At 71.0% G+C, this 22,666-nt stretch carries 15 protein-coding genes; 11 read left to right on the forward strand and 4 right to left on the reverse strand.

What is annotated here, in order from left to right; translation table 11 throughout:
- The first annotated feature begins 14 nt into the window (after positions 1-14).
- Positions 15-4,097, forward strand: a complete 4,083-nt coding sequence (locus tag D459_RS0102120) for an Eco57I restriction-modification methylase domain-containing protein (protein ID WP_017591337.1) — start codon at positions 15-17, stop codon at positions 4,095-4,097.
- A gap of 51 nt (positions 4,098-4,148) precedes the next feature.
- Here D459_RS0102120 and D459_RS0102125 read toward each other — a convergent pair whose 3' ends face one another.
- Positions 4,149-4,334, reverse strand: coding sequence for a DUF397 domain-containing protein (locus tag D459_RS0102125; RefSeq protein WP_020380026.1), 186 nt, complete (start codon positions 4,332-4,334; stop codon positions 4,149-4,151).
- The gene (locus D459_RS0102130; RefSeq protein ID WP_026119977.1) at positions 4,331-5,191 is read right to left on the reverse strand and encodes a helix-turn-helix domain-containing protein; all 861 of its coding nucleotides are present in this window, start codon (positions 5,189-5,191) and stop codon (positions 4,331-4,333) included. The genes D459_RS0102125 and D459_RS0102130 overlap by 4 nt, the downstream gene beginning before the upstream one ends.
- A 224-nt stretch (positions 5,192-5,415) precedes the next feature.
- Here D459_RS0102130 and D459_RS0102135 point away from each other — a divergent pair, with 224 nt between their 5' ends.
- The 5 genes from D459_RS0102135 to D459_RS0102155 all read left to right on the forward strand — a co-directional run bounded on the left by D459_RS0102135 (position 5,416) and on the right by D459_RS0102155 (position 14,099).
- Entirely contained in the window at positions 5,416-5,976 is a 561-nt protein-coding gene (locus tag D459_RS0102135) for an ATP-binding protein (protein ID WP_017591340.1), read from the forward strand.
- A 126-nt stretch (positions 5,977-6,102) separates the two neighbouring features.
- On the forward strand, positions 6,103-9,660 hold the full coding sequence (gene drmA / locus D459_RS30420; protein WP_017591341.1) for a DISARM system helicase DrmA: 3,558 nt from the start codon (positions 6,103-6,105) through the stop codon (positions 9,658-9,660).
- Positions 9,660-11,504: a DUF1998 domain-containing protein gene (gene drmB, locus D459_RS30425; protein ID WP_017591342.1), complete on the forward strand. Its 1,845-nt coding sequence runs from the start codon at positions 9,660-9,662 to the stop codon at positions 11,502-11,504. The genes drmA and drmB overlap by 1 nt, the downstream gene beginning before the upstream one ends.
- Complete coding sequence (gene drmC / locus D459_RS33430; protein WP_017591343.1) at positions 11,504-12,295, forward strand: DISARM system phospholipase D-like protein DrmC; 792 nt, start codon at positions 11,504-11,506, stop codon at positions 12,293-12,295. Before drmB ends, drmC begins: the two co-directional genes overlap by 1 nt.
- 13 nt (positions 12,296-12,308) lie before the next feature.
- Entirely contained in the window at positions 12,309-14,099 is a 1,791-nt protein-coding gene (locus D459_RS0102155; RefSeq protein WP_017591344.1) for a DUF6292 family protein, read from the forward strand.
- A gap of 80 nt (positions 14,100-14,179) precedes the next feature.
- Here the strand turns inward: D459_RS0102155 and D459_RS0102160 are convergent, their stop codons facing one another.
- Complete coding sequence (locus D459_RS0102160; protein WP_017591345.1) at positions 14,180-14,827, reverse strand: TetR family transcriptional regulator; 648 nt, start codon at positions 14,825-14,827, stop codon at positions 14,180-14,182.
- A 179-nt stretch (positions 14,828-15,006) separates the two neighbouring features.
- On the opposite strand from D459_RS0102160, the gene D459_RS0102165 reads away from it, so the two are divergent.
- Positions 15,007-15,771, forward strand: a complete 765-nt coding sequence (locus tag D459_RS0102165) for a glucose 1-dehydrogenase (RefSeq protein WP_017591346.1) — start codon at positions 15,007-15,009, stop codon at positions 15,769-15,771.
- Positions 15,772-15,864: 93 nt separating this feature from the next.
- Here the strand turns inward: D459_RS0102165 and D459_RS0102170 are convergent, their stop codons facing one another.
- On the reverse strand, positions 15,865-17,511 hold the full coding sequence (locus tag D459_RS0102170; RefSeq protein ID WP_026119979.1) for a nucleotidyl transferase AbiEii/AbiGii toxin family protein: 1,647 nt from the start codon (positions 17,509-17,511) through the stop codon (positions 15,865-15,867).
- Between the two features lie 187 nt (positions 17,512-17,698).
- Here D459_RS0102170 and D459_RS0102175 point away from each other — a divergent pair, with 187 nt between their 5' ends.
- The 4 genes from D459_RS0102175 to D459_RS0102190 all read left to right on the forward strand — a co-directional run bounded on the left by D459_RS0102175 (position 17,699) and on the right by D459_RS0102190 (position 22,612).
- Complete coding sequence (locus tag D459_RS0102175; protein WP_026119980.1) at positions 17,699-18,436, forward strand: CDP-alcohol phosphatidyltransferase family protein; 738 nt, start codon at positions 17,699-17,701, stop codon at positions 18,434-18,436.
- Positions 18,437-18,545: 109 nt separating this feature from the next.
- Positions 18,546-21,044, forward strand: coding sequence for a mannose-1-phosphate guanyltransferase (locus tag D459_RS0102180; RefSeq protein ID WP_017591349.1), 2,499 nt, complete (start codon positions 18,546-18,548; stop codon positions 21,042-21,044).
- Between the two features lie 355 nt (positions 21,045-21,399).
- Entirely contained in the window at positions 21,400-21,942 is a 543-nt protein-coding gene (locus D459_RS0102185; protein ID WP_026119981.1) for an FHA domain-containing protein, read from the forward strand.
- Positions 21,943-22,141: 199 nt separating this feature from the next.
- Positions 22,142-22,612, forward strand: coding sequence for a bifunctional nuclease family protein (locus D459_RS0102190; RefSeq protein WP_017591351.1), 471 nt, complete (start codon positions 22,142-22,144; stop codon positions 22,610-22,612).
- Positions 22,613-22,666 lie beyond the last annotated feature (54 nt).

Raw genomic sequence — 22,666 nt, forward strand, 5'->3', positions numbered from 1 at the left:
GATAGTCTCGGGGCATGTCCGGAGCCCGTAAAAAGCGCGTCCCCCGCCCCTCTCCGGTCGAGCAGCACGCCGAATGGCTCGGCCTGCTCGCCCCGGACGGCCCCTTCCTCGCCGCCGAGGTCCTCACCGAGGCGTTCAACGCCGGCCTGCCCGATCTCGCCGCGGACCGCAGGGATCGGATCCGCCAGGGGTGGAGCGAGGTCCAGGGGGCGCCCGACCTCCTCGCCGACCGGTGGATCGAGCTGATCATCGGGGAACTGCTGGGCTGGAAGGACGGCTACCGGGCCGCCCCCGACCGGTCCGGTCCGGCCCCCCGACCCGATTTCACCCTCACCGGCCCCGGCCACCGGGGCGGACGCGAGGACCGGCTGCTCTTCTACCGACTGCCGTGGGGGACCGACCCGGCGGCCTCCACCCGGGAGGGCCCCTCCCCGGTCGAGGCCGCCGCGGCGCGCTGCCGCGAGGCGGAGGTGCCGCTGGCGCTGGTCACGGACGGGCGCTTCTGGGCGCTGGTGCACGCCCGCCCGGCCGAGCCGACCTCGGTCGGCGTCTACGACGCAGACCTGTGGCTGGAGGAACCGCTACTGCTCCGCTCCTTCACGGCCCTGCTCGCCGGGAGGCAGGTCCAGGTCCCGCCCGTCGGCCGGAACGGCGAGGCGCCCAGCGACTCCACCGCTTCGCTGTTCGCCCGCAGCGCGGACCGGCAGAGCGAACTCACCGACGAACTGGGCCTCCAGGTGCGGCGGGCCGTCGAGCTGCTGGTCGCCGAGCTGGCCCGGCTCGACCGGGAGTCGCGCGGAGCCGTCCTGGCGCACGTCGGCGAGCGCGACGTCTACCGGGGCGCGCTCACCGTGCTGATGCGCATGGTCTTCCTGCTCTACGCCGAAGAGCAGCGCCTGCTGCCCACCGACGACCTCTACGCGGAACACTACTCGGTCGGCCGGCTCCACGACCGGCTCGCCGAGGACCGGACCCGGCACGGGGAGGAGGTCGCCGACCGCCGGGCCGCGGCCTGGCCTCGCCTGCTCGCGCTCTTCAACGGCATCCACGGCGGCGCCGAGCACCCGGACCTGCGCCTGCCAGCCTATGGCGGCGCGCTGTTCTCCCCGGAGGCGTTCCCCTGGCTGGAGGCGTTCCAGGTCTCCGACCGGGTCGTCTTCCAGATCCTGGACGCCCTCGTCATGCTGGCGCCGAAGCGGAAGAACGGTACCCCCACCCGTATCTCCTACAAGGGGCTGGGGGTGGAGGACATCGGGCACATCTACGAGGGCCTGCTGGAGTTCTCCTGCCTGAAGGTCGAGGAAGCCTACGTCGGCCTGAAGGGCAAGCGGGAACCGGAGCTCCCGCTGGCTGCCCTGGAGGAGCGGGCCTCGGCGGGGGAGGAGGTGTTCCGCGCCTACCTGATGGAGCAGATGGGGGTCACCTCCAGGCAGCTCGACGCGATGCTCGCGGTGGAGGCGACGCCGGAACGGCAGGCCGCCCTCCAGGCCGCCTGGGACTCCAGCGAGGAACTCGCCGAGCGCACCGCCCCCTACGCCGGCCTGCTCCGCGACGACCTGCGCGGCGACCCCGCGGTGTTCCCCGCCCACTCGGTGCTCTTCACCCAGGTGGGGGAGCGCCGCCGGACCGGCACCCACTACACGCCCCGCTCGCTGGCGGAGAAGGTGGTCCGGCACACCCTCGCCCCCCTGGTGTACGCCCCGGGCCCGGCGGAGGGGGCGGACGAGGCCGACTGGAAGGTCCGCCCGGCCGGGGAGCTGCTGGCCCTGAAGGTCTGCGACCCGGCGATGGGCTCCGGTGCCTTCCTCGTCGCGGCCGTCCGCTACCTGGCGGAGCGGGTCGTCGAGGCCTGGCAGCGCGACGGCCTCCCCGAGGAGGCATCCCGGGTGCTGGGCCCCGGCTGCGACCGCGACGAGGTGCTGCTCTACGCCAAGCGCAAGGTCGCCGGCTCGTGCATTTACGGCGTGGACCGGGACGACATGGCGGTGAGCCTGGCCAAGCTCTCGCTGTGGCTGGAGACCCTGGCGAAGAACAAGCCGTTCAGCTTCCTGGACCACGCGCTGCGCTGCGGCGACTCCCTGGTCGGGCTGGTGCGGGAGGAGCAGGTCAGGGCCTTCCACACCGACCCGGTGCAGGGCCGCATCATCAACCTGCGGGTGGGCAGCGACGCCGAGGAGGCCATCACCGCGGCGCTGCGCGATATCGCCGGCCTGCGCACCCGGATCGAGGAGCTGCCGCCGGCCAACGACCCGGAGGACGTGCGGCACCGGGCCGAACTGCTGAAGAAGGCCGACGCGCGGGCGGAGCGGCTCCGCCTGGTCTGCGACGCGGTGGTCGCGGCGGCCCTGGCGGCGGAGCGGTACGCCGAACTCGACCTGGAGGAGCACGAGAAGAAGCTCCAGGACGGTGCTGCGAAGAAGGTGAACTGGCAGGAGGCGTACAACAGGCTGCTGCTCCGGCTGGTGGACGAGATCCCGTCGCTGCTCGATGAGGAGTCGTACGACTTCCTCAAGGAGAACGACCTGGAGAGCCGGGTCCGCGACTGGTTGACCGGGGTGCGGGACGAGCCGATCCGGCCGTTCCACTGGGCACTGGAGTTCCCTGAGGTGATGGGCGGCCGCGGATTCGACGCGGTGGTGGGCAACCCGCCGTTCATCGGCGGCCAGCGCCTCACCGGGACGATCGGCGCGGACGTCCGCGAATACCTGGTGGTCGACATCGCGGGCGGGAAGCGGGGGAGCGCGGACCTGTGCTCCTATTTCCTGCTCCGCAACCTGGCATTGGCCCCGGAGGGGCGCACCGGGATCATCGCCACCAACACCATCGCGCAGGGCGACACCCGCGAGGTCGGACTGGACCAGGTCGTCGATGGAGGGTGGACCGTCTACCGCGCGGAGAAGAGCCGGAAATGGCCGGGAAGCGCGAACGTGCACGTCTCCCTGGTATGGGCCGGCCACGCGGGGGAGCAGGAGAAGCCGGTGCTGGACGGGGGGCGGGTCAACGGGATCACGCCCTCGCTGGATCCCCGCTCACGGGTGACGGGCAACCCGTACCGGCTGGTGGCCAATGAGGACCAGTCGTTCATCGGATCGTACGTGCTGGGCGAGGGCTTCGTCCTGACGCCGGAACAGGCACAGGAGCTGATCGAGGCCGACCCGAAGAACAAGGACGTTCTCTTCCCCTACCTCAACGGCAAGGACCTCAACTCCAGGCCGGACTGCTCACCGAGCAGGTGGGTGATCAACTTCGGTGCCATGTCAGAGGAGGAAGCGCGGGAGTATTCCGGGCCCTTTGAGATCGTAGAACGCCTAGTTAAACCTTTTCGAATGAAGAATAATCGAAAGGTTTATCGGGATTACTGGTGGCAGTATGGTGAGAAGCGTCCTTATCTTCAAGGTGCTATCTTTGACTTGGACCGTGTGCTGGTGATTGCTCTGGTGAGCAAGACCGTGATGCCGGTATTTTCTCCTGCTTGTCATGTGTTCGCCCACAAGCTTGCCGTGTTTGCAGTTTCAAATTATTCTAGCCTTGGTGTGTTGTCGAGTTCTTTTCATTATCATTGGGCTTGGACTAGGTCGTCTACAATGAAGGATGATTTGAATTATTCGCCTTCTGATGTTTATGAAACATTTCCATGGCCTCGCATGGTGGATCGGATTTCTGGACTGAGTGGTGAGTTGGATGAATTTCGGCGGTCGGTTATGCTTGACCGTCGGTTGGGTTTGACAAAGCTCTATAGTCAAATCCATGACTCTGCTCATGTCGGTGACGCTGAGCTTGACCGGCTCCGGGAGATCCATGTCGAGATCGATGAAGCAGTCAAGGATGCCTATGGTTGGGACGACCTCGATCTCGAGCACGGACACCACGAGACGCCGCAGGGGGTGCGCTGGACGGTTAGCCCGCAAGCTCGAACTGAGATCCTGGACCGGTTGCTCGAGCTGAACCACGCGCGTCATCAGGAAGAGGTGGAGAAGGGGATTTGGTCGCCGAAGAAGAAGCGGCGCAAGCGTGTAAAGGCGGCCCCGCTCCCTACTGAGGCTTCTCCGTCCGTCGAAGATGGGGGCCTCTTCGTTCCTGACGGGGCCCTGTTCTGACAACGATGCCCGGCCGTGGATGCCTTTCGGTCGGGCATCGTTCCGATCTTCCTACAGGCCGTTCTCGCGTGCTGCGTAGATGAAGGCCGCCCACTCGGTCGCGGGGAAGGAGAGGTGGCCGGCCTCGATGTGCTTGGAGTCACGGATCGCGGAGGTCCGGGGGAGGCCTGCGACTTCGACGCAGTTCTGCCCCTGCCCGCTGTAGCTGCTCTTGCGAAAGTCGAGGGTGGTCATCATCTCTTCTCCAGCTCCTTGATCACGCCTGCGATGAAGTCGGCCGACTGGGTGGCGCTCATGGCGGCCCCCTGAATGTCGCTGAAGATCACGTTATACCTTGCCACGTCGTCGGCTTCTTCGAGGAACAGTCCGTTGGTCGCGGTTTCGACGAAGACGATCGGAGTGTCCAGTGGGTCGGGGAACTCCAGGATGGAGAAAGGGGCGGTCAGGGCTGCGTGCGCCCCTTGGGCCAAGGGGATGACCTGTAGGTCGATGTTGGGCATCTGCGCCATGTGGAAAAGGTGCTTGACCTGGGTCAGCATCACCTCGCGGCCGCCGACCAGCCTGCGCAAGGCAGCCTCGTCCAGTACCACGCGCAGGTGCGTGGGGTCGAACTTGCTGAGGATCTCGCGGCGTGCCATGCGGAAGGCGACACGGCGGTCGATCTGTTCCTGGCTGACGAAGCGTCCTCCGCGGAAGACCGCTTCCGCGTACTCGGGTGTTTGCAGCAGGCCCGGGATCGCAAGTGCCTCGAAGGTCTTGACAGCTTTGGCCTCTGCCTCGAAGTCTGGCAGTGCGCGGTCTCCGAAGATCTCCTTGTACCGCGCCCACCAGCCGCGCTCCCTCGCATCTCGGGCCAGCGCCTGCATGGCCTCACGTGTCGGTGGGTCCTTCACCTCGTAGAGATCGAGGAGTCTGTCCAGGTCGTTCGGGTTGATGCGCTTGGTCTCGGTGGTCTCCATCTTGCTGACCTTGGGAGCGCTCCAGCCGAGCTCTTTGGCTACTTGGGTGACTTTGTAGCCGGCGGCTTCGCGGCTCCGGCGAAGTTCGGAGGCGAGGCGGCGGAGTCGCAGGGAGGGGCTTCGCATGTCGCGCATGAGGGCAGTCTAACGAGAGAAGTTGATTAATGTTCGCTCACTTGATTGAAAACTCGAACATTAACAGTTAAGTTGGCGTGTGTAGTTAGTGACCGCATCATCACCCCGAGTTCCTGGCGGTCACGCTACCCGGGTGTCCGCTGCCCCGTCCGGTGATCGAACGAGCCCGCGCGGACACCTCCCAGTCCCATGCCCACTGCATCCTGCAGGAGGAGTGTGTCCACATGACCGCGACCCTGACCGCCCCCCGCCTGCCCGAGGTGACCCTGCCGCTGATGGACCTGGTCCCGCCCGGCCAGCGGCACTACTTCGTCGACCGCCCCGGCCCGGCTCACTTCAAGCGGCGCCGCTACGACTTCGGCTGCTCCCGCCAGCTCATGCCGCTGGTCCGGGCGTTCCTGTCCACCTGCGCCGCCGAGTACGGCCCCGACTACCGCCACCTGTTCACCCTGCTCGGCTCGGAGCTGGCCAACAACGCCCTGGAGCACACCGCCTCCGGCCTGCCCGGCGGCACCTACACCCTGCTCTGCCACCGCCGCCGCGACGGCCTGCACCTGACCTGCCGCGACTCCGGCGCCCGGGACGGCCGCCGGGCCTCCCTCCGCGAGCGCGAGCACCTCCGGCCCGACCCCGTGGGCCTCGACCCCGGTTCCCAGGGCGGCCGGGGCCTGGCGCTGATCGACGCCCTGGCCACCTCCTGGGGCGACAACGGCCTGGTCTTCTACCGGCAGGTCTGGTTCTTCCTCGACCGCGACCTCACCGGAAGCGCCTGGACCACCTGCTGACCTCAGCGGACGCCCCGGCGCACGCGTGCCCGCCCCGAGCACGAGGGGCGGGGCGGGCACCGTGGTCGACGGAGAAGGCGGAAGCGGCCACTCGCGGTGTCGGCGCGAGGTCCTAGAGTTGCCCGCATGGGCGACGAGAAGGTACTGCAACCCCCTGCGCCGAGGGAGATCCGGGACGAGCTGGAGCGGCTCGTGGTCCAGGACCTCTACGGTCCCGTCGGCGGGGACGAGCACGAGCGGGTGAGCGGCGAGCGGGTCACCGACCGCTACATCCTCGGCAGGCTGGCCCCTAACGGTGCGCTCACCCGCCCGGACGAGCAGGACGGGTTCGCCGAGGCCGGGCTGGAGGACAGCGCCGGCATCGCCGATGCCGAGCCCGGCGACTCGGTGGCCGAACCCGAGGCGCCGGCCGTGCCCACCATGTACTGCAACGCCTACGGCTTCACCGTGTGCGTATCGCCGGAGACCGGGGTGCTGCGGGCCCGCGCCACCTGGGCGCGCTACGTCCGGGCCAAGTCGTCCGACGGGCCGCAGCCGCTGGTCCGCGACCCGCGAGCGGGTGAGGCCCTCATCCCCCTCACCGAAGGCGCGTTCGGGCCGATCGGGCTCGACCCCGAGCAGCCGGGCGTCGCCCTGCGCGGGCGGGTCCGGGAGCACCAGGGGATGCGCCTGGCCACCGTCTTCCTGGTGAACGGCCAGCGCGGCGAGACCAGGGATCAGGAGAAGTGGCTGTTCCAGGCGGAACTGGAGGTCACCGCCGAGGACGGCACCGCCCCGGTGTTCCTTCCCCGGCCGGACGGCTTCTCCGGCGGCGACGCCTTCGACCGGGACGAGCAGAAGCGCCTGGCCATGACGTACCGCTTCGACGCGGAGTTCGCCGTCGGGCACAGTACCGCCGTCTCCGTCCGGACCGCCCCCGCCGACCGGCTCCGCGCCGTGTCCGTGCGCACCGACGCGGTGCCCGGGTACGAGCTCCCGCACACCGACGTGCCCAGCGCGGAGGCCGACCCGGACCTGCCCGAGCTGGCCGACACCGTGCTGGACATGGCCCGGCTCGGTGCGGAGGGGGCCGACGCGATCGGAGTGCGCGCCGCGGTCGGGCCGCTGGTCGACGGGTACCGGGCCTGGATCGGTCGGCAGCGGGACCGGATATCGGACCCGGCCGCCCGGCTGAACGGCGGGACCGACTACCGGGCCGAGGCCGAGGAGAACCTGCGCCGGGCCGAAGGCGCCGCCGACCGCATCGCCGCCGCGATCGACCTGCTGGAGTCCGACCCGAAGGCGCTGGCGGCCTTCCGGTTCGCCAACCGCGCCATGCACCTGCAGCGGGTGCGGAGCATCGCCGCCAAGGTCCAGGACGGCCGTTCGGCGGACGAGCGCACAGCCGCCTGCGACGTGCCGGCCAACCGGAGCTGGCGCCCCTTCCAGCTCGCCTTCATCCTGCTCAACCTGCCGTCGGTCACCGACCCCGCGCACCCGGAGCGCTCCCGGGACAAGCACCGCGTCGCCGACCTGCTGTGGTTCCCCACTGGTGGTGGCAAGACCGAGGCTTACCTCGGCCTGACCGCCTACACCCTGGCGATCCGCCGGCTGCAGAGCGGCGAATCGCGGCTGCGCTCGGACAGCGGTGTCGCCGTGCTGATGCGCTATACCCTGCGGCTGCTCACCATCCAGCAGTTCCAGCGGGCCACCACGCTCATCTGCGCGTGCGAGGCGCTGCGGACCGAAGACGAACAGACCTGGGGGCGCGTCCCGTTCCGGATCGGGCTGTGGGTGGGGACCAAGGTCACCCCCAACGACTACGACCGCTCCCAGGACTGGGTCAAGGCCAAGCGCGCCGACCGCAGCGTCAACCGCGCGGACGGCTCCCCGCACCAGCTCACCTCCTGCCCCTGGTGCGGCGCCGGGATCGACCCGAAGAGCGACATCGAGGTCGATTCGGTCGAGCGCCGGACCCGCGTTCTCTGCCCCGACTTCGAGTGCCGGTTCAGCTCCTTCGGCAGCGGAGGGGACGGGATTCCGGTGCTCCTGGTGGACGAGGAGATCTATCGGCTCGTGCCTTCCCTGCTCATCGCCACCGTGGACAAGTTCGCCCAGCTAGCCTGGAAGGGGGAGACCCGGGCGCTGTTCGGGCGGGTCGGCCAGGTGTGCGGGCGGCACGGCTTCCTCACCGGCGACATGCAGCAGAAGGTGTGCGGGGGCGCCAAGCGGCACCAGGCAGCGGGCAAGGGGGCGTCGGCCCATCCGGAGGCCCAGGTCACCAGGGCGGCGGAGCTGCGCCCGCCGGATCTCATCGTCCAGGACGAGCTGCACCTGATCTCCGGGCCGCTCGGTTCGCTGGTCGGGCTCTACGAGACGGCCGTTGATCGCCTCGCCACCTGGGAGTACACCGACCCGGCGGGTCGGGTGAAGCAGAGCGGGGTGCGCCCCAAGGTCATCGCCTCCACTGCCACGGTCCGGAGGGCCGCGCACCAGATCGGCTCGCTCTTCGCCGGGCGGAGCACCGAGGTGTTCCCGCCCCCCGGCCTCGACGCCGACGACTCCTTCTTCGCCCGGCGGCGCCCGGTGGAGAGGCGGGATGGCCGGCGCTACCTCGGCATCTGCGCGCACGGTGTCCGGGTGAAGTCCGCGCAGATCAGGGTGTACGTCGCGGTGATGGCGGCCGCGCAGCGGCTGCACGACAAGTACGGCGGCAACGAGGTCACCGACCCGTACATGACCCTGGTGGGCTACTTCAACAGCCTGCGCGACCTGGGCGGGATGCGCCGCCTGGTCGACGACGACGTCGCCACCCGCCTCGCCCGCGCCGACGGACGGGGGCTGGCACGGCGCCGCCCCCCGTGGGTGGAGGAGCTCACCTCGCGGCTGGGCACGGATGCGGTGCCGGCGATCCTGGACCGCCTCGAGGTGCCGTTCACCGCGGGCGGAGCCAAGGCGCCCCGTCCGCTGGACGTACTGCTGGCAACGAACATGGTCGCGGTGGGGGTGGACGTCCCCCGGCTGGGGGCGATGGTCGTCAACGGCCAGCCCAAGTCGGCGGCCGAGTACATCCAGGCCACCAGCCGGGTCGGCCGCCGCCACCCGGGCATCGTGTTCACCGTCTACAACTGGGCGCGCCCGCGGGACCTGTCGCACTACGAGCGGTTCGGGCACTTCCACGCGACCATGTACCGGCACGTCGAGGCGCTGTCGGTCACCCCGTTCGCGGCGCGGGCCATCGACCGCGGTCTGATGGGGCTCATCGCGGCGCTGGCGCGCAACCTCGAAGGGGCGCTCAACCCCAACGAAGGCGCGGGCAGGTTCGACCGGAACGGTAAGACCGCCGACCACATCGCCAACGAGATCAAGCGCCGGGCCGAACTGGTCACCGGGGACAAGAAGCAGGCGAGCCGGATCGCCGACCAGGTGGACCACCGGATGGACGTCTGGCACGGCCGCCGGAGCCGGCAGACGACGGACGGGGTCCGGTTGGCCTACCGGGCCCCCTACACCTCCGACGACGTCATCGGTCTCCTCTCCCGGCCCGAGGACGGACGCTGGCGCGACACCACCTGCCCCACCTCGCTGCGCGAAGTGGAGCCCGGGATCAGGCTCATCCTCGACCCGGGCGGCCTGCTCGGCGACCCGGCCGAGCACCCATTCCAGCCCTACGAGCAGGGCGACGGAGAGCAGGAGGACGCGTGATGAACGGTGAGACCCAGCGGGTGGGGGAGCTCCGCGCCAGCCAGCTCCTGCACACCTTCGGCGTCGGCGCGGTGGTCGACCTGCCCAACATCTCGGTGGTGGTGCGCGGGCTGGACGACTGGAAGAAGGAGAACACCGGGGTACTCCGGGAGAACCGGCTCCTCGCCGCGGTCCGGGGCAAGCTCGGCGGACAGGTCAAAGAGCTCCGTACGCCCCCGTACACGCCGCCGACCAAGAGCGTCTACGACGACTGGACCCGGGTCGGCGTCCCGGTCGCGGCCTTTCCGCGCTGGTTGCGCTGCACCCGCTGCCGCCGGCTCGCCTCGGCCGATTCCGGTCTCTTCGAGCTGCTGTCCGACCCCTACCGCCCGGACCGGGTGCGGTTCGTGCACGGCTGCCATGGGCAGGGCGGCAAGCGCCCCTCGGCGGTTCCCGCGAGGTTCGTCCTGGCCTGCGAGGCCGGCCACCTCGACGACTTCCCATGGATGTACTTCGTGCACTACGGAAGCGTTCCGGAAGCCGGGGAGGGCGGGCACACGCTGAGCTTCAGCGAGCGGGGCAGCTCAGGGGAGGCGCGGAACCTGTTCGTCCTGTGCGGCTGCGGTCAGAGGCGGGCGATGTCCGAGGCGATCGGACAGGAGTACGCGGAACGGAACCTGCCGGCCTGCCGCGGCCGCCACCCGCATCTGGGGACCTTCGAGGGGTGCGGCGGGCTGAGCCGGGCCATGTCGCTCAGCGCGACCAACGCCTGGTTCCCGCTGCGGATCAGCGCCTTCACCCTCCCCGAGGCGGACACCGCTTTGGACGACGAGATCGCCCGCAACTGGGACCTGCTCGGGGCGCTGGCCGTCCTGCCCAAGGAGTCGGCGCTGAACCTGGTCGAGGCGATGGCCTTCTGGCCCGAGCTGGAGCGGTTCGGACGCGACGCGGTCTGGGACACGATCCAGGCCCGTAGCAACGGTGAGGCGGAGCAGCAGGCGGAGCACGACGACACCGACCTGGCCACCCCCGAATGGCGGACGTTCACCGGGCCGGACGTGCCCGACCTGCCGGAGTTCACCACCAAGACCGTGCCCACCCCGCCCAGCGCCGCCTCCTACCTGGAACGGGTGCTGCTGGTCCCGCGCCTGCGCCAGGTCAGCGCGCTCTACGGGTTCACCCGCATCGACGCCCCGGAGTTCGACGTGGTCGCCACCGAGGACGCCCGGGTCGCCCCGCTGTCGGCGGAGGCGCCCCTGTGGGCGCCCTGCGCCGAGCAGCGCGGCGAGGGGATCTTCCTGAAGTTCCGGGAGGAGAGGATCGCGGAGTGGGAGCGGAGTGCCGCGGTCATCGCGCGCGAGGCCCTTCTCCGGGACGGGCACGACCGCTGGCGGGAGAAGCGCGGGATGAAACCGGGGGAGTGGCCCGGAGCCAGGTACCTGCTGCTGCATTCGCTGGCGCACTGTCTCATCCGCGAATTCTCCCTGGAAGCCGGGTACAGCGCGGCCGGTATCGCCGAGCGCGTCTACGCGCGCACCGGCGAGGAGCCGATGGCGGGCATCCTGCTCTACACCGCGGCGCCGGACAGCGAGGGGACGCTCGGCGGACTGGTCTCCCTGGCCGAAGAGCCCGCCCGGCTGGAGGGCCTCCTCGTCCAGGCCCTGGACGCGGCCCGGCTGTGCAGCTCCGACCCGCTCTGCTCGGAGCACGACCCGACGGACAGCGCCCGGCTGCACGGCGCGGCCTGCCACGCCTGCCTCTTCGCGGCGGAGACCTCGTGCGAGCACAACAACCACTACCTGGACCGCGCCCTGGTGGTGGAGACGATGGCCGGCACCGGGAAGGAGACCGGGTTCTTCGGCTGATGGGAGAAGAGAAGAAAGCGAAGGCCCCGTCCCGGTCCTTCGCGGAGCGGATCGCGGCCCTTGCCGAACACCTTCCGTCCCCTCTGGCCCGCTCCTGGGCCGAGGTGCTGAGCGCGAGCGACACCCTTGAGCGGCTGCCGGAGAGGCTCCTGGCGGCCTACCCCGGTCCGGGGCTCGCCCACCGCGCGACCGAGCTGGCGGAGGCGTGGCGGTACGCGCCGGACCTCTCCGGCCCGGCGGTGGCGGCGGCGCTGGTCGCGGCCTCCGCCGCCGCGGCCCGCGCTGATGAGCGCAGGGCCCGTGTGGTCGTGACCGGCCCCGCGGTCCAGGGGAGCCCCACCCGGCTGACCGCGGCGGCGGTCGTCCAGCTCATCCGCAGCGCCCGTGAGGAGCTGCTGGTTGTCAGCTTCGCGGCGCACCGTTCGGCCCGCCTCGCAGGGGAACTGCGGGCCGCCGCCGCGCGGGGCGTGACCGTCGACCTGGTTCTGGAGGACTCCACCGGCGCCGCGGCCCCGCTATCGCTCCTGGACGGCCATGCCCGCTTCTGGAACTGGCCGCCGGAGAACCGGGGCGGCGAAGGCAAGGCGTCGCTGCACGCGAAGGTGCTCGCCGCGGACCGGGAGCGGGCCCTCGTCGGCAGTGCCAACCTCACCGGCCGTGCCCTGAACGACAACATCGAGGTCGGGGTACTGCTGAACGACCCGCAGACGGTCGGCGGTGTCGTCGGCCACTTCCGCTCCCTGATGCGCCAGGAGGGCCCGCTGCGTCCGGTCGCCCCCTTTCCCGAGTGAGAACCGGAGGAGCATGAACGACGCCGACCGGCGGCCCGAGGCCGACCACATCCCCTATGCGCGAATGGTGCACGCGGTGTTGAGCGGGCATGTTCCGCTGCGGCCGTTCTCCCCTTCGAAGGACCGGCCCTTCGGTTCTCCGCGGACGGCGGTGATCGGGTTCCGGGAGGCCGGTCCAGGGCGGGGCGGCCTCGGAAAAGCGGAGCTGCGCTGGACCGAGGAGGAAGGGTGGTCGCTGACGACCTTTCCGCGCGGTGGCGCGGGGGAGACCGAGCGCCTGCACACCCGCGTCGTGCCTCCGCCGGCGGAGGTGGCCGAGTGGGTGCTGGACGTCATCGAGAAGAACCCGGAGCGCGCACCGGAGGGCGGCGTTCAAGAGGACCTGTTCAGCGCTCTGTTCGCTGATCCGGTTCCGGAACCGGGCGCTCCCTGGAGCATCGAGGAAGCACTCGAGGTCTACGGGCGGTCCCTGCCGCTCACCGGCACGGTCAGAGCGCCGGTTCAGATGAAGAGGAAGGAGGAGAAAGAGAGGCGGATCAATGTCGGGGTGGCCGATCTGACGGATGTCATGCGCGAGCGCCTTCTGCCGAAGACGAGGTTCGGTCGGTTCTCTGTGCGCAGCGGCACTTGGAAGCGTGCTCCGTGCCTCTGTATCTTCCTGGACCGTTCAGGGCGTGGAGCCGGCTTCGTGGCAGGGCTGGGGGTCGCGACCTTGGCGGGCTCCGCCGGAACCTATGAGAGCAAGATCGAAGTCCAGCATTTCCTGGAGCTCACTGCGAGAATTTCGGTGGATCACCTGAGGAAACTGGGGAGATGGGAGGATGAATCCTTGCGGCGCAACGGCTGGGCCGGTCCCCGTGCCGGAGAGCGCCTGCTGGAAGAGATCGGGAAGATCTCCCTGGAGGCGCGCGATCATATGGATTTACTGCGACGGCATCTTGAAGTGGACCCGCCGTCGACGGCCGATCGGAAGACGCGCCCCTATGAACGTGATGCGGTCGGAGTCCTGTTCGAAGCGTTCGACATCGACAGGGAGATCTTGGCCGATTGGCGCCCGGCCAAAAGCGGTGCCCCTTATCTGAACGGCGTCCCCGGGGTGCAGGTGGGCCCTCAGGAGAAATGGAACATCGCATACGACGCGGGAAAATTTCTGGATTGGGCGCAGGGGGAGACGCGGCATATCGCCTGGCGAATGTTCGAGAACACCTACAAGACGCGGAAGATGCTCATCGCGAACCTGGACTCCACTCCGCACGAGAAGAACATGGGTGTCGACCTCGTCTATTACAACATCAGTCAGGGCTCTTTCGTCATGCTTCAGTACAAGGTGATGGAGAGGTCAGGTGAGGAGCTTTTCAGTCGAGTCGACGATCGCTTCCTGAAGCAGGTCGAGCGGATGCGAGCGGTCGATGAGGAGTTTCGGGATGAGAGCGCCGGGAATCCGGACATCCGCCTGGTCGATACGCCGTGCTTCGTCAAGCTCTGCTCTCCCGTCACCCACATGGATCCATCGAGCGACCTGCTCCCGGGGATGTACCTCACGCGGGAGCATTTCGAGATCGCCCACGCGCAGGCGCTCAGCCCAGGGCGTCGCCAGGCCAAGGTCGGACCGGCGGGTGTTCCCCGCTACCTGACCAATACGGAATTCGCAATGCTCCTGTCGAACGGATGGCTCGGAAGCAGGGGGACCGGGACCGAGCAGCTCAAAAAGCAGCTGGGAATCTCCCTGGAAGGAGGGCGGTCGGTCGTTTTCGGGATGCATGTGGACGACCGGCCCCTGACCAACCTGAGCAGTGGCCTGTGAAGTCCTGAAACCGAAGAGCTCTTCCCAGCCGCTCTCCACGCCCCGAGCGGAGGAGCGGCCTGGTGCGCCTCGGGCCGCGGTCAGCGGTCGGTACCGCCGGTGAGGGCGCGCATGGCGGTGGAGACCAGGGCGGAGGGGGAGCCGGGGCCCGAGACGGGGCGGTCGGGGGCGGCGGACCAGTGCTCGATGGCGGTCCGGATGGCGGCGGCGGCGCCGGCGGACAGGGTGCGGATCCGGAGCGGGTCGGCGTCGGGGGCCAGGCCGGTCAGCACGGCGGCCAGCCGGCGCTCGGCGGCCAGGTTGACCCTGGCCCAGACGGCCTCCAGGGCCGGGTCGGCGGAGGCGGCGCGGAGCAGGCCGCCGGTGCGCTCCATGGCCTCCACGCCCTCGGCGTCGTCCGGGGCCAGCGCGCGCACCGCCACCGACTCCAGGGCGGCGGCGTCCGGGAGCCCGGGCGGCCCCGCGGCCACCAGGTCCAGCCACCGGTTGGCGCCCTCGGCCAGCACCGGCTCGACCGCGTCCTCCTTGTACCGGAAGTACCGGTAGAAGGTGCGCAGCCCCACCCCGGCGGCCGCGGCGATCTCCTCCGCGGTGGTGCCGGCGGCCCCCCGCTCGGCGAAGAGTTCGCAGGCCGCCCGGGCGATGGTGCGGCGGGTCTCCGCCTTGCGGCGCTCGGTGAGGGGGGAGCGCGGGGCGCGCGCCCCGTCCGGTCGGGTCACGGTGGACACGGTGTTCTTCCTGATCGCGGGTGGGCCGTCGGTGTCCAGGGTAGGCCATGCGCCACATTGGCATGTCGTGCCACTTTGACATAATCTGCAGGTGAGGGGGTCGCCCGGGACCCGGCGGACGGCCCCCGCGTCCACCGGACCGGGCCGCGCAGTACAGGCAGTGCAGAAGGAGAAGGCCCATGAGCAGCCTCGAAGGCAAGACCGTCCTGGTGACCGGGGGAGCGCGCGGACTGGGGGCCGAGGCGGCCCGCCGCGCGGCGGCGGCCGGGGCCCGCGTGCTGATCACCGACGTCCTCGACGCCGAAGGGGAGGAGACCGCGCGCGGCATCGGCGCCGCCGCCCGCTACCTGCACCACGACGTCACCTCCGAGCGGGACTGGGAGCGCGCCGTCGGGTACGCCGCCGAAGAGTTCGGCGGCCTGGACGGGCTGGTCAACAACGCCGGCATCGCCACCGGGACGCCGCTGGTCGAGGAGTCCGCCGAGCACTTCCGCAAGGTCCTGGAGATCAACCTGACCGGGGTGTTCATCGGGGTGAAGACCGCCGTCCCGGCGATGCGCGAGCGCGGCGCCGGCTCCATCGTCAACATCTCCTCGGCCGCCGGGCTGATGGGCCTGGCGATGACCGCCGGCTACGGCGCCTCCAAGTGGGGCGTGCGCGGGCTGACCAAGATCGCCGCGGTCGAGCTGGGCACCGAGCGGATCCGGGTCAACTCCGTCCACCCCGGCATGACCTACACCCCGATGACCGCGGACACCGGCATCCGGCCCGGCGAGGGCAACTACCCCAACACCCCGATGGGCCGGGTCGGCGAGCCCGGCGAGATCGCCGACGCCGTCGTCTTCCTCCTCTCCGACGCGGCCTCCTACGTCACCGGCGCCGAGCTCGCGGTGGACGGCGGCTGGACCACCGGCCCCACCGTCGAGTACGTGACGGGGCGGTGACGGCGCCGGAGGGGGAGGGCGCCCGAGTCCCCTCCCCGGCGGGGCGCGGCACCGCCCGGCGCCCGCCGCCGGGCGGTGCCGCCCCGCCGGGGCTCAGCCGGACGCGAAGGACGGGGCCAGGGCCCGTTCGAAGCGGGACAGCCACTCGTCGAACGAGCCCCGGACCCACGGGCAGTCCCGGGTGAAGTGCCCCCACTCCTCCTCGTCCATGTAGTCCTGCGCGCGCAGGTACCGCTCGTCCACCCGGTCGGCCTCCTCGCCGAGCTCCGGGCGGAGCAGGTCGACGAGGACGGAGCGCGGCACCCGGGTGCGCTCGCCGAGCAGCACCGCGTCGTAGAGGTCCTTGCCCTGCGGGTACATGTCCGTGAACAGCCACTGGACCTTCCACGCCAGGGAGAGGTCGGCGCCCGCGGCCGGCAGCCGCACGGTGCGGGCGCCGCCGTCGACCGGGATCGCGGCGCGCACCGGCGGCAGCGGAAGCTCCTCGCCGAACACCACGTCCAGCTGGACGGTCCCGGGCGGCAGCCCCTCCCCGCCGCGCCACGGGACGACGACGCGGCGGCCGGGGACCCGGTCGTAGGTCCAGATCCCGTCGAACCGGGCCGCCCCGGTGTCGAAGGACAGGCCGGGGCCGGGGTCGGTCCCGCCGATCGCGGCCACCACCTCCTCGAGCAGCCGGGACCCCTCGGCGCCGTAGGCGTCGGCCTCCGCGCCCGCCTCCGGGTCCTCCCCGCCGAGCACCACCCAGTCCAGGTCGCGGGGGCGGCGGGCCCGCTCGCCCGCCCACAGCGGCATCACCATGCTGCCGCGCAGCATGAGCCGGTCGGCCCACGGGCCCGCGGCGACGGCGGTCAGCACGTGCTCCATGGCCCGCCGCTGCGCCGCCCACCACCGCTCGCCCAGCTCCTGGTCGGCGAAGACCGGCTCGCCCGGCCGGTAGGCGTGCGAGAAGTGCTTCAGCGCCGGGTCGAACACCTTCTGCTGCCGGGCGTGCGGTCCGCCGGTGACCGGCAGGTGGGAGGCGGGGAAGCCGCTGTAGGCCGAGCGGCTCCGGGCCGGGGCGTCGGGGCCGGCCTGCACCGGCGCGGCGTCCATCCACCCGGCGTCCAGCGACAGGGCGCTGTCGTACACCACGAACTCCCGCTCCATGGAGACGATGCCGAAGCCGGGCCGCCCGGAGAAGACCCAGGGCAGGCCGTGCTCGATCAGGGCCTCGCGCAGCCGGCCGAGCATGTCGGCGGCGTGCGGCCGGCCCACCCGGGAGCAGCGCTGGGTGACGAACCGCTCCTGCGCGCCGTCCTCGCGGACCTTCCGGGCGTTCCGGGAGAGCCGGGCGGAGTGCGGCTCCACCAGCGCGGCGATCGCGGCCAGGTCGGCGTCGCCCGGCAGCAGCAGCTTGATGTGGTGCTCGAAGTAGCACCACTCCGGCAGCGCCTCGGCGGCGGCGCGGTCGGCCGGGACGCCGTCGTTGACCGGCGCCGCCTCGATCTTGGTGCGCAGCACCGGGAGGCCCGCCCCGGCCAGCCGCTCCGCCCACTCCCGGGCGGTGGCCAGTTCGCCGCCGAGTGTGCCGTACCCGTGGTAGGTCACCATCGGCTGGGAGGGCGCCTCGCCCGCGTCCAGCTCGATGTGGGTGAACTTGAGCCCGTTCTCGGCGGCCCACCGCGCGGCCTCCTCGACCCGCTCGGGCCCGGCGGCGTCCAGGGTCAGGTGGGTCTCGAAGTCACCGGCGAATTCCATGGTCTGCATCGGCCTCCTGCGGCGGCGGAACGGGTCCCCGGTCCGACGTGCGCACCGCCACGGAGGTTCCGGGCACCCGGTGCGGCCGGCGGCCGTTTCCCCCGGAGAGGACCGCGGACCCGCTCTGCCGAGAGGAGCCCGGGAAGTGCGGACCGGTAGGCTCGAGGCAGGGAACACTGGAGGTGGGGTGGCGAACGGAACGAACGGGCCGGGCGACCGCGTGTGGACGATTCCGAATCTGCTCAGCGTGCTGCGCCTGCTCGGGGTGCCCCTGTTCCTGTGGCTGGTCCTGGGCCCGAAGGCGGACTGGTGGGCGCTGGGCGTGCTCGCCTTCGCCGGGCTGTCCGACTGGCTCGACGGCAAGATCGCCCGGGCCTGGAACCAGACCAGCAGGCTGGGCGCGGTGCTCGACCCGATGGCGGACCGGCTCTACATCTTCGCCGCGCTGCTCGGACTGGCGGTCCGCGGCGACGTCCCGTGGTGGCTGATGGCGGTGCTGGTCCTGCGCGACCTGCTGATGGTCGGCGCGCTCCCGCTGCTGCGGCACTACGGCTACGGCCCGCTCCCGGTCAACTTCGCGGGCAAGGCGGCGACGCTGTGCCTGCTCTACTCCTTCCCGCTGCTGTTCATCGCCGGATACGGCGGCGTGCCGGGCGATATCGCACGAATCGTGGGTTGGGCGTTCGCGATCTGGGGAACGGCTATCTACTGGTGGGCCGGACTGCTGTACGCGGTCCAGGGTCTGCGCCTGATCAGGCAGGCCCGGCGCGCCGACCGCGCCGCTGAGGGCACCGGCCCCGCGGGCGGAGCGGGCGCGCCCGGCGACCCCGGAGCGGAGCGCGCGGCGCCGAGACCGGCCGCCCCGTCCTCCGGCGACTCCGGGCCACCGCGTGATGACAAGAAGGGAGCGACGTCCCCGCCATGAGAGCACGCCCCAGGACCCTTCGCCGACACCTGCCCGGAGCACGGAGCCGCACGGCCGGCGGAACCGAGCCGCGCAGACCCCGCGCGGCCGCCGAGCCGAGGAGTCCCCGATGAAGGCGGTGGTCATGGCGGGCGGCGAGGGGACCCGCCTGCGCCCGATGACCGCCAACCAGCCCAAACCGCTGCTCCCGGTGGTCAACAAGCCGATCATGGAGCACGTGCTGCGGCTGCTCAAGCGGCACGGGTTCGAGGAGACGGTGGTCACCGTCCAGTTCCTCGCCACGCTGATCCGCAACTACTTCGGCGACGGCGAAGAGCTCGGCATGAACCTGCACTACGTCGCCGAGGAGGTGCCGCTGGGCACCGCCGGCAGCGTGAAGAACGCCGAGGACCACCTGCGCGGGGAGCCGTTCATCGTCATCTCCGGCGACGCGCTCACCGACATCGACCTGACCGACATGCTCCGCTTCCACCGGGAGAACGGGGCCATGGTCACCATCGGGCTCAAGCGGGTCGCCAACCCGCTGGAGTTCGGCATCATCATCGTGGACGAGCAGGGCCGGGTGCAGCGCTTCCTGGAGAAGCCCACCTGGGGGCAGGTCTTCTCGGACACCGTCAACACCGGCATCTACATCATGGAGCCCGAGGTCCTGGACCGCGTCGCCGCCGGCGAGGTGGTGGACTGGTCCGGCGACGTCTTCCCCGGGCTGGTCGAGGACGGCGAACCGGTCTACGGCTACATCGCCGAGGGCTACTGGGAGGACGTCGGCACCCACGAGTCCTACCTCGGCGCTCAGGCGGACGTGCTCAAGGGCCTGGTCGACGTGGAGATCGACGGTTTCGAGATGTCGCCCGGGGTGTGGGTGGCCGAGGGCGCCGAGGTCGACCCGGAGGCGGTGCTCAAGGGCCCGCTCTACATCGGCGACTACGCCAAGGTCGAGGCCGGCGCGGAGCTGCGCGAGTACACCGTGCTGGGCAGCAACGCGGTGGTCCGCTCCGAGGCGTTCCTGCACCGCACGGTGGTGCACGACAACGTCTACATCGGCGCCAGCACCAACCTGCGCGGCTGCGTCGTCGGCAAGAACACCGACGTGATGTCGGGCGCCCGGATCGAGGAGGGCGCGATCATCGGGGAAGAGTGCGTCGTCGAGTCCGAGGCGTACCTCTCCAACGACGTCAAGGTCTACCCCTTCAAGACCATCGAGGCCGGCGCGGTCGTCAACACCAACGTCATCTGGGAGTCCCGCGGGCAGCGCTCGCTGTTCGGGCCCCGCGGCGTGTCCGGGCTGATCAACGTCGAGATCACCCCCGAACTGGCGGTCCGGCTGGCCAGCGCCTACGCCACCACCCTGAAGAAGGGGTCGGTGGTCACCACCTCCCGGGACGTCTCCCGCGCCGCGCGCACCCTCAAGCGCGCCGTGGTCAGCGCCCTCACCGCGGGCGCCATCGACGTCCGCGACCTGGAGGCGGTGCCGATGCCGGTGGCCCGGTTCTCCACATCGCAGAGCGGGGTCAGCGGAGGAATCGCCATCCGCACCACCCCCGGCGACCCGCAATCGGTCGACCTGGTCTTCCTGGACGACAGCGGGGCCGACCTGTCCCCGGCGGGCCAGCGCAAGCTGGAGCGGGTCTACTCGCGGGCGGAGTTCCGCCGCGCGTTCCCCGGCGAGATCGCCGAGCTCTCCTTCCCCTCGCGCACCGTGGAGGGCTACGCCCACGAGCTGCTCCGGCGGATCGACACCTCCGGGGTGGCCGAGGCGGAGATGAAGGTCGTGGTGGACGCGGCCGGCGGCACCGGGGCGCTCATCCTGCCCTCGCTGCTCGGCCGGATCGGCGCCGACGTGCTCACCCTGAACAACCGGCTGGACGAGGTCTCGCCCACCGACACCCTGGCCAAGCAGATGCGCGACCTGCAGCGCCTGGGCGAGCTGGTCTCCTCCTCCGGGGCGGACTTCGGGGTGCGCTTCGACCCGGTCGCCGAGCGGCTGTCCATCGTGGACGAGAAGGGCGAGCTGATCGACAACGAGCGCGCCCTGCTCGTGGTGCTGGACCTGGTCGCCGCGGAGCGGCAGGGCGGCCGGGTCGCGCTGCCGGTGACCACCACCCGGGTCGCCGAGCAGGTGGCCAGGTTCCACGGGGTGGAGGTGCAGTGGACGCCCACCGCGACCGACGAGCTCACCAAGGCCGCCAAGGCCGAGGACATCGTGTTCGCCGGCGACGGGCGCGGCGGCTACATCCTGCCCGAGTTCTCCCGCACCTCCGACGGCGTCGCGGCGTTCGTCCGGCTGCTCGGCCTGGTGGCCCGGACCCGGCTCTCGCTCAGCCAGATCGACGGCCGCATCCCGCAGGCGCACCAGCTGCGCCGCTCGGTGCCGACCCCCTGGGCGGTCAAGGGCAGCGTGATGCGGGCCGTGGTGGAGGCAGCCGGCGACCGCGAGGTGGACACCACCGACGGGGTGCGCGTGGTGGAGGCCGACGGCAGCTGGGCGCTGGTGCTGCCGGACACCGCCGAGGCCGTCACGCACATCTGGGCCGAAGGTCCCGATTCCGACGCCGCCCAGCGGCTGCTCGACTCCTGGGCGGCCGTGGTGGAGCGGGCCGAGGGCTGACCCGGGCCGGTCCGCGGGGCCCGGGCCGCCCGGGCCCCGCGGACCGGCCCCGCGCAGGCGGCCGAAGTCGGCCGAATTCCCTTGCGGATCAAGGGCCTGGGGGCGCCGTCCGGCGCTGGATATGGTTTAGAGTCGAGTGTTCCCGCAACGCCTGGTACACGCGGGAGTGACAGGAACCGATCGCGGCGGCCCGGCGCCGCCCGCGCGGCCGGATCGGGAACACCGGGGCGTGCGCCCTTCGTTGCCAGAGAGGGATTGCCTAGGAGGTGAGCGTCTCCGGCAACCAGGCACTGAACACGACCACCCAGCCGATATCTGAGCACCGCCCCCGTGCGGTAGGAGGCCGAGCCGACCTATGTCGAGCGTTAACTGCACGCAGTGCGGTCACGCCGTTGCGGATGATGCCCGTTTCTGCTCCAACTGTGGGTCCCCGATCGTCCGGAGCGGACAAGAGGCCCCCCGGGCCGGCGAGCGCCGCGACTCCGTCGGCGAGACCACGTCCACCATCTCCATCGCCGGCATCCAGGCCCTCGAGGCCGAGGCGGACGCGGCCGAGGAGGTGGGCGCCGACGCCACCAGCGTCGAGGCGCTGCCGACCGGAACGGCGCTGCTGGTCGTCAAGCGCGGCCCCAACGCCGGCAGCCGGTTCCTGCTGGACTCCGACGTGACCACCGCGGGGCGCCACCCCAACAGCGACATCTTCCTGGACGACGTGACCGTGTCCCGGCGGCACGTGGAGTTCTTCCGCCGCGGCGACGGCTTCGGCGTCCGCGACGTCGGCAGCCTGAACGGCACCTACGTCAACCGGGAGCGGATCGACGAGGCCGAGCTGGGCGGCGGCGACGAGGTGCAGATCGGCAAGTTCCGCCTGGTCCTGCTGACCAAGCCGCGCCGCTGACCGGTTCCGGGCGCCGGGGGCGGGACGCATCAGGTTTGCGCCCGCCCCCGACCGGACAGCCTTGTAACGAAGACCGGCGTGCAGGCCGTCGGCCACCCCCTTCCGAGGGGCCGACGACGGGGTGCAGAATCGGAGAGTACGGCCGAGCACAGCCGGGCGGGTGCCCATTCGGCACGCGAAGTCGTGGGACGGAGCCGCAGTGAAGCACATGGAGGTCGTCGGGGTCCGGGTCGAGATGCCCTCGAACCAGCCGATCGTCTTGCTCAAGGAGACCGCCGGCGAGCGCTACCTGCCCATCTGGATCGGTGCGGTGGAGGCCACCGCGATCGCCCTCGCCCAGCAGGGCGTCACCCCGGCCCGCCCGCTCACCCACGACCTGTTCCGCGACGTCCTGGAGGCGCTGGACGCCACCCTGGACACGGTGAACATCACCGCCCTCAGCGACGGCATCTTCTACGCCGAACTGGTCTTCTCCAACGGGATCGAGGTCAGCGCCCGCCCCTCCGACTCCATCGCGCTGGCGCTGCGCACCGGCGCGACGATCTACGCCGACGAGGGCGTCATCGACGAGGCGGGCGTGCCCATCCCGGACGAGCAGGAGGACGAGGTCGAGAAGTTCAAGGCCTTCCTGGACAACATCACCCCGGAGGACTTCGGCCGCACCACCTGACCCCGCCCCGCCGCAGGCCGGGGGAGCGCCGGGCGCTCCGCCCCGGGCCGCCCG

Origin of the sequence: Nocardiopsis potens DSM 45234, assembly GCF_000341105.1 — a bacterium.
Lineage (GTDB): Bacteria > Actinomycetota > Actinomycetes > Streptosporangiales > Streptosporangiaceae > Nocardiopsis_A > Nocardiopsis_A potens.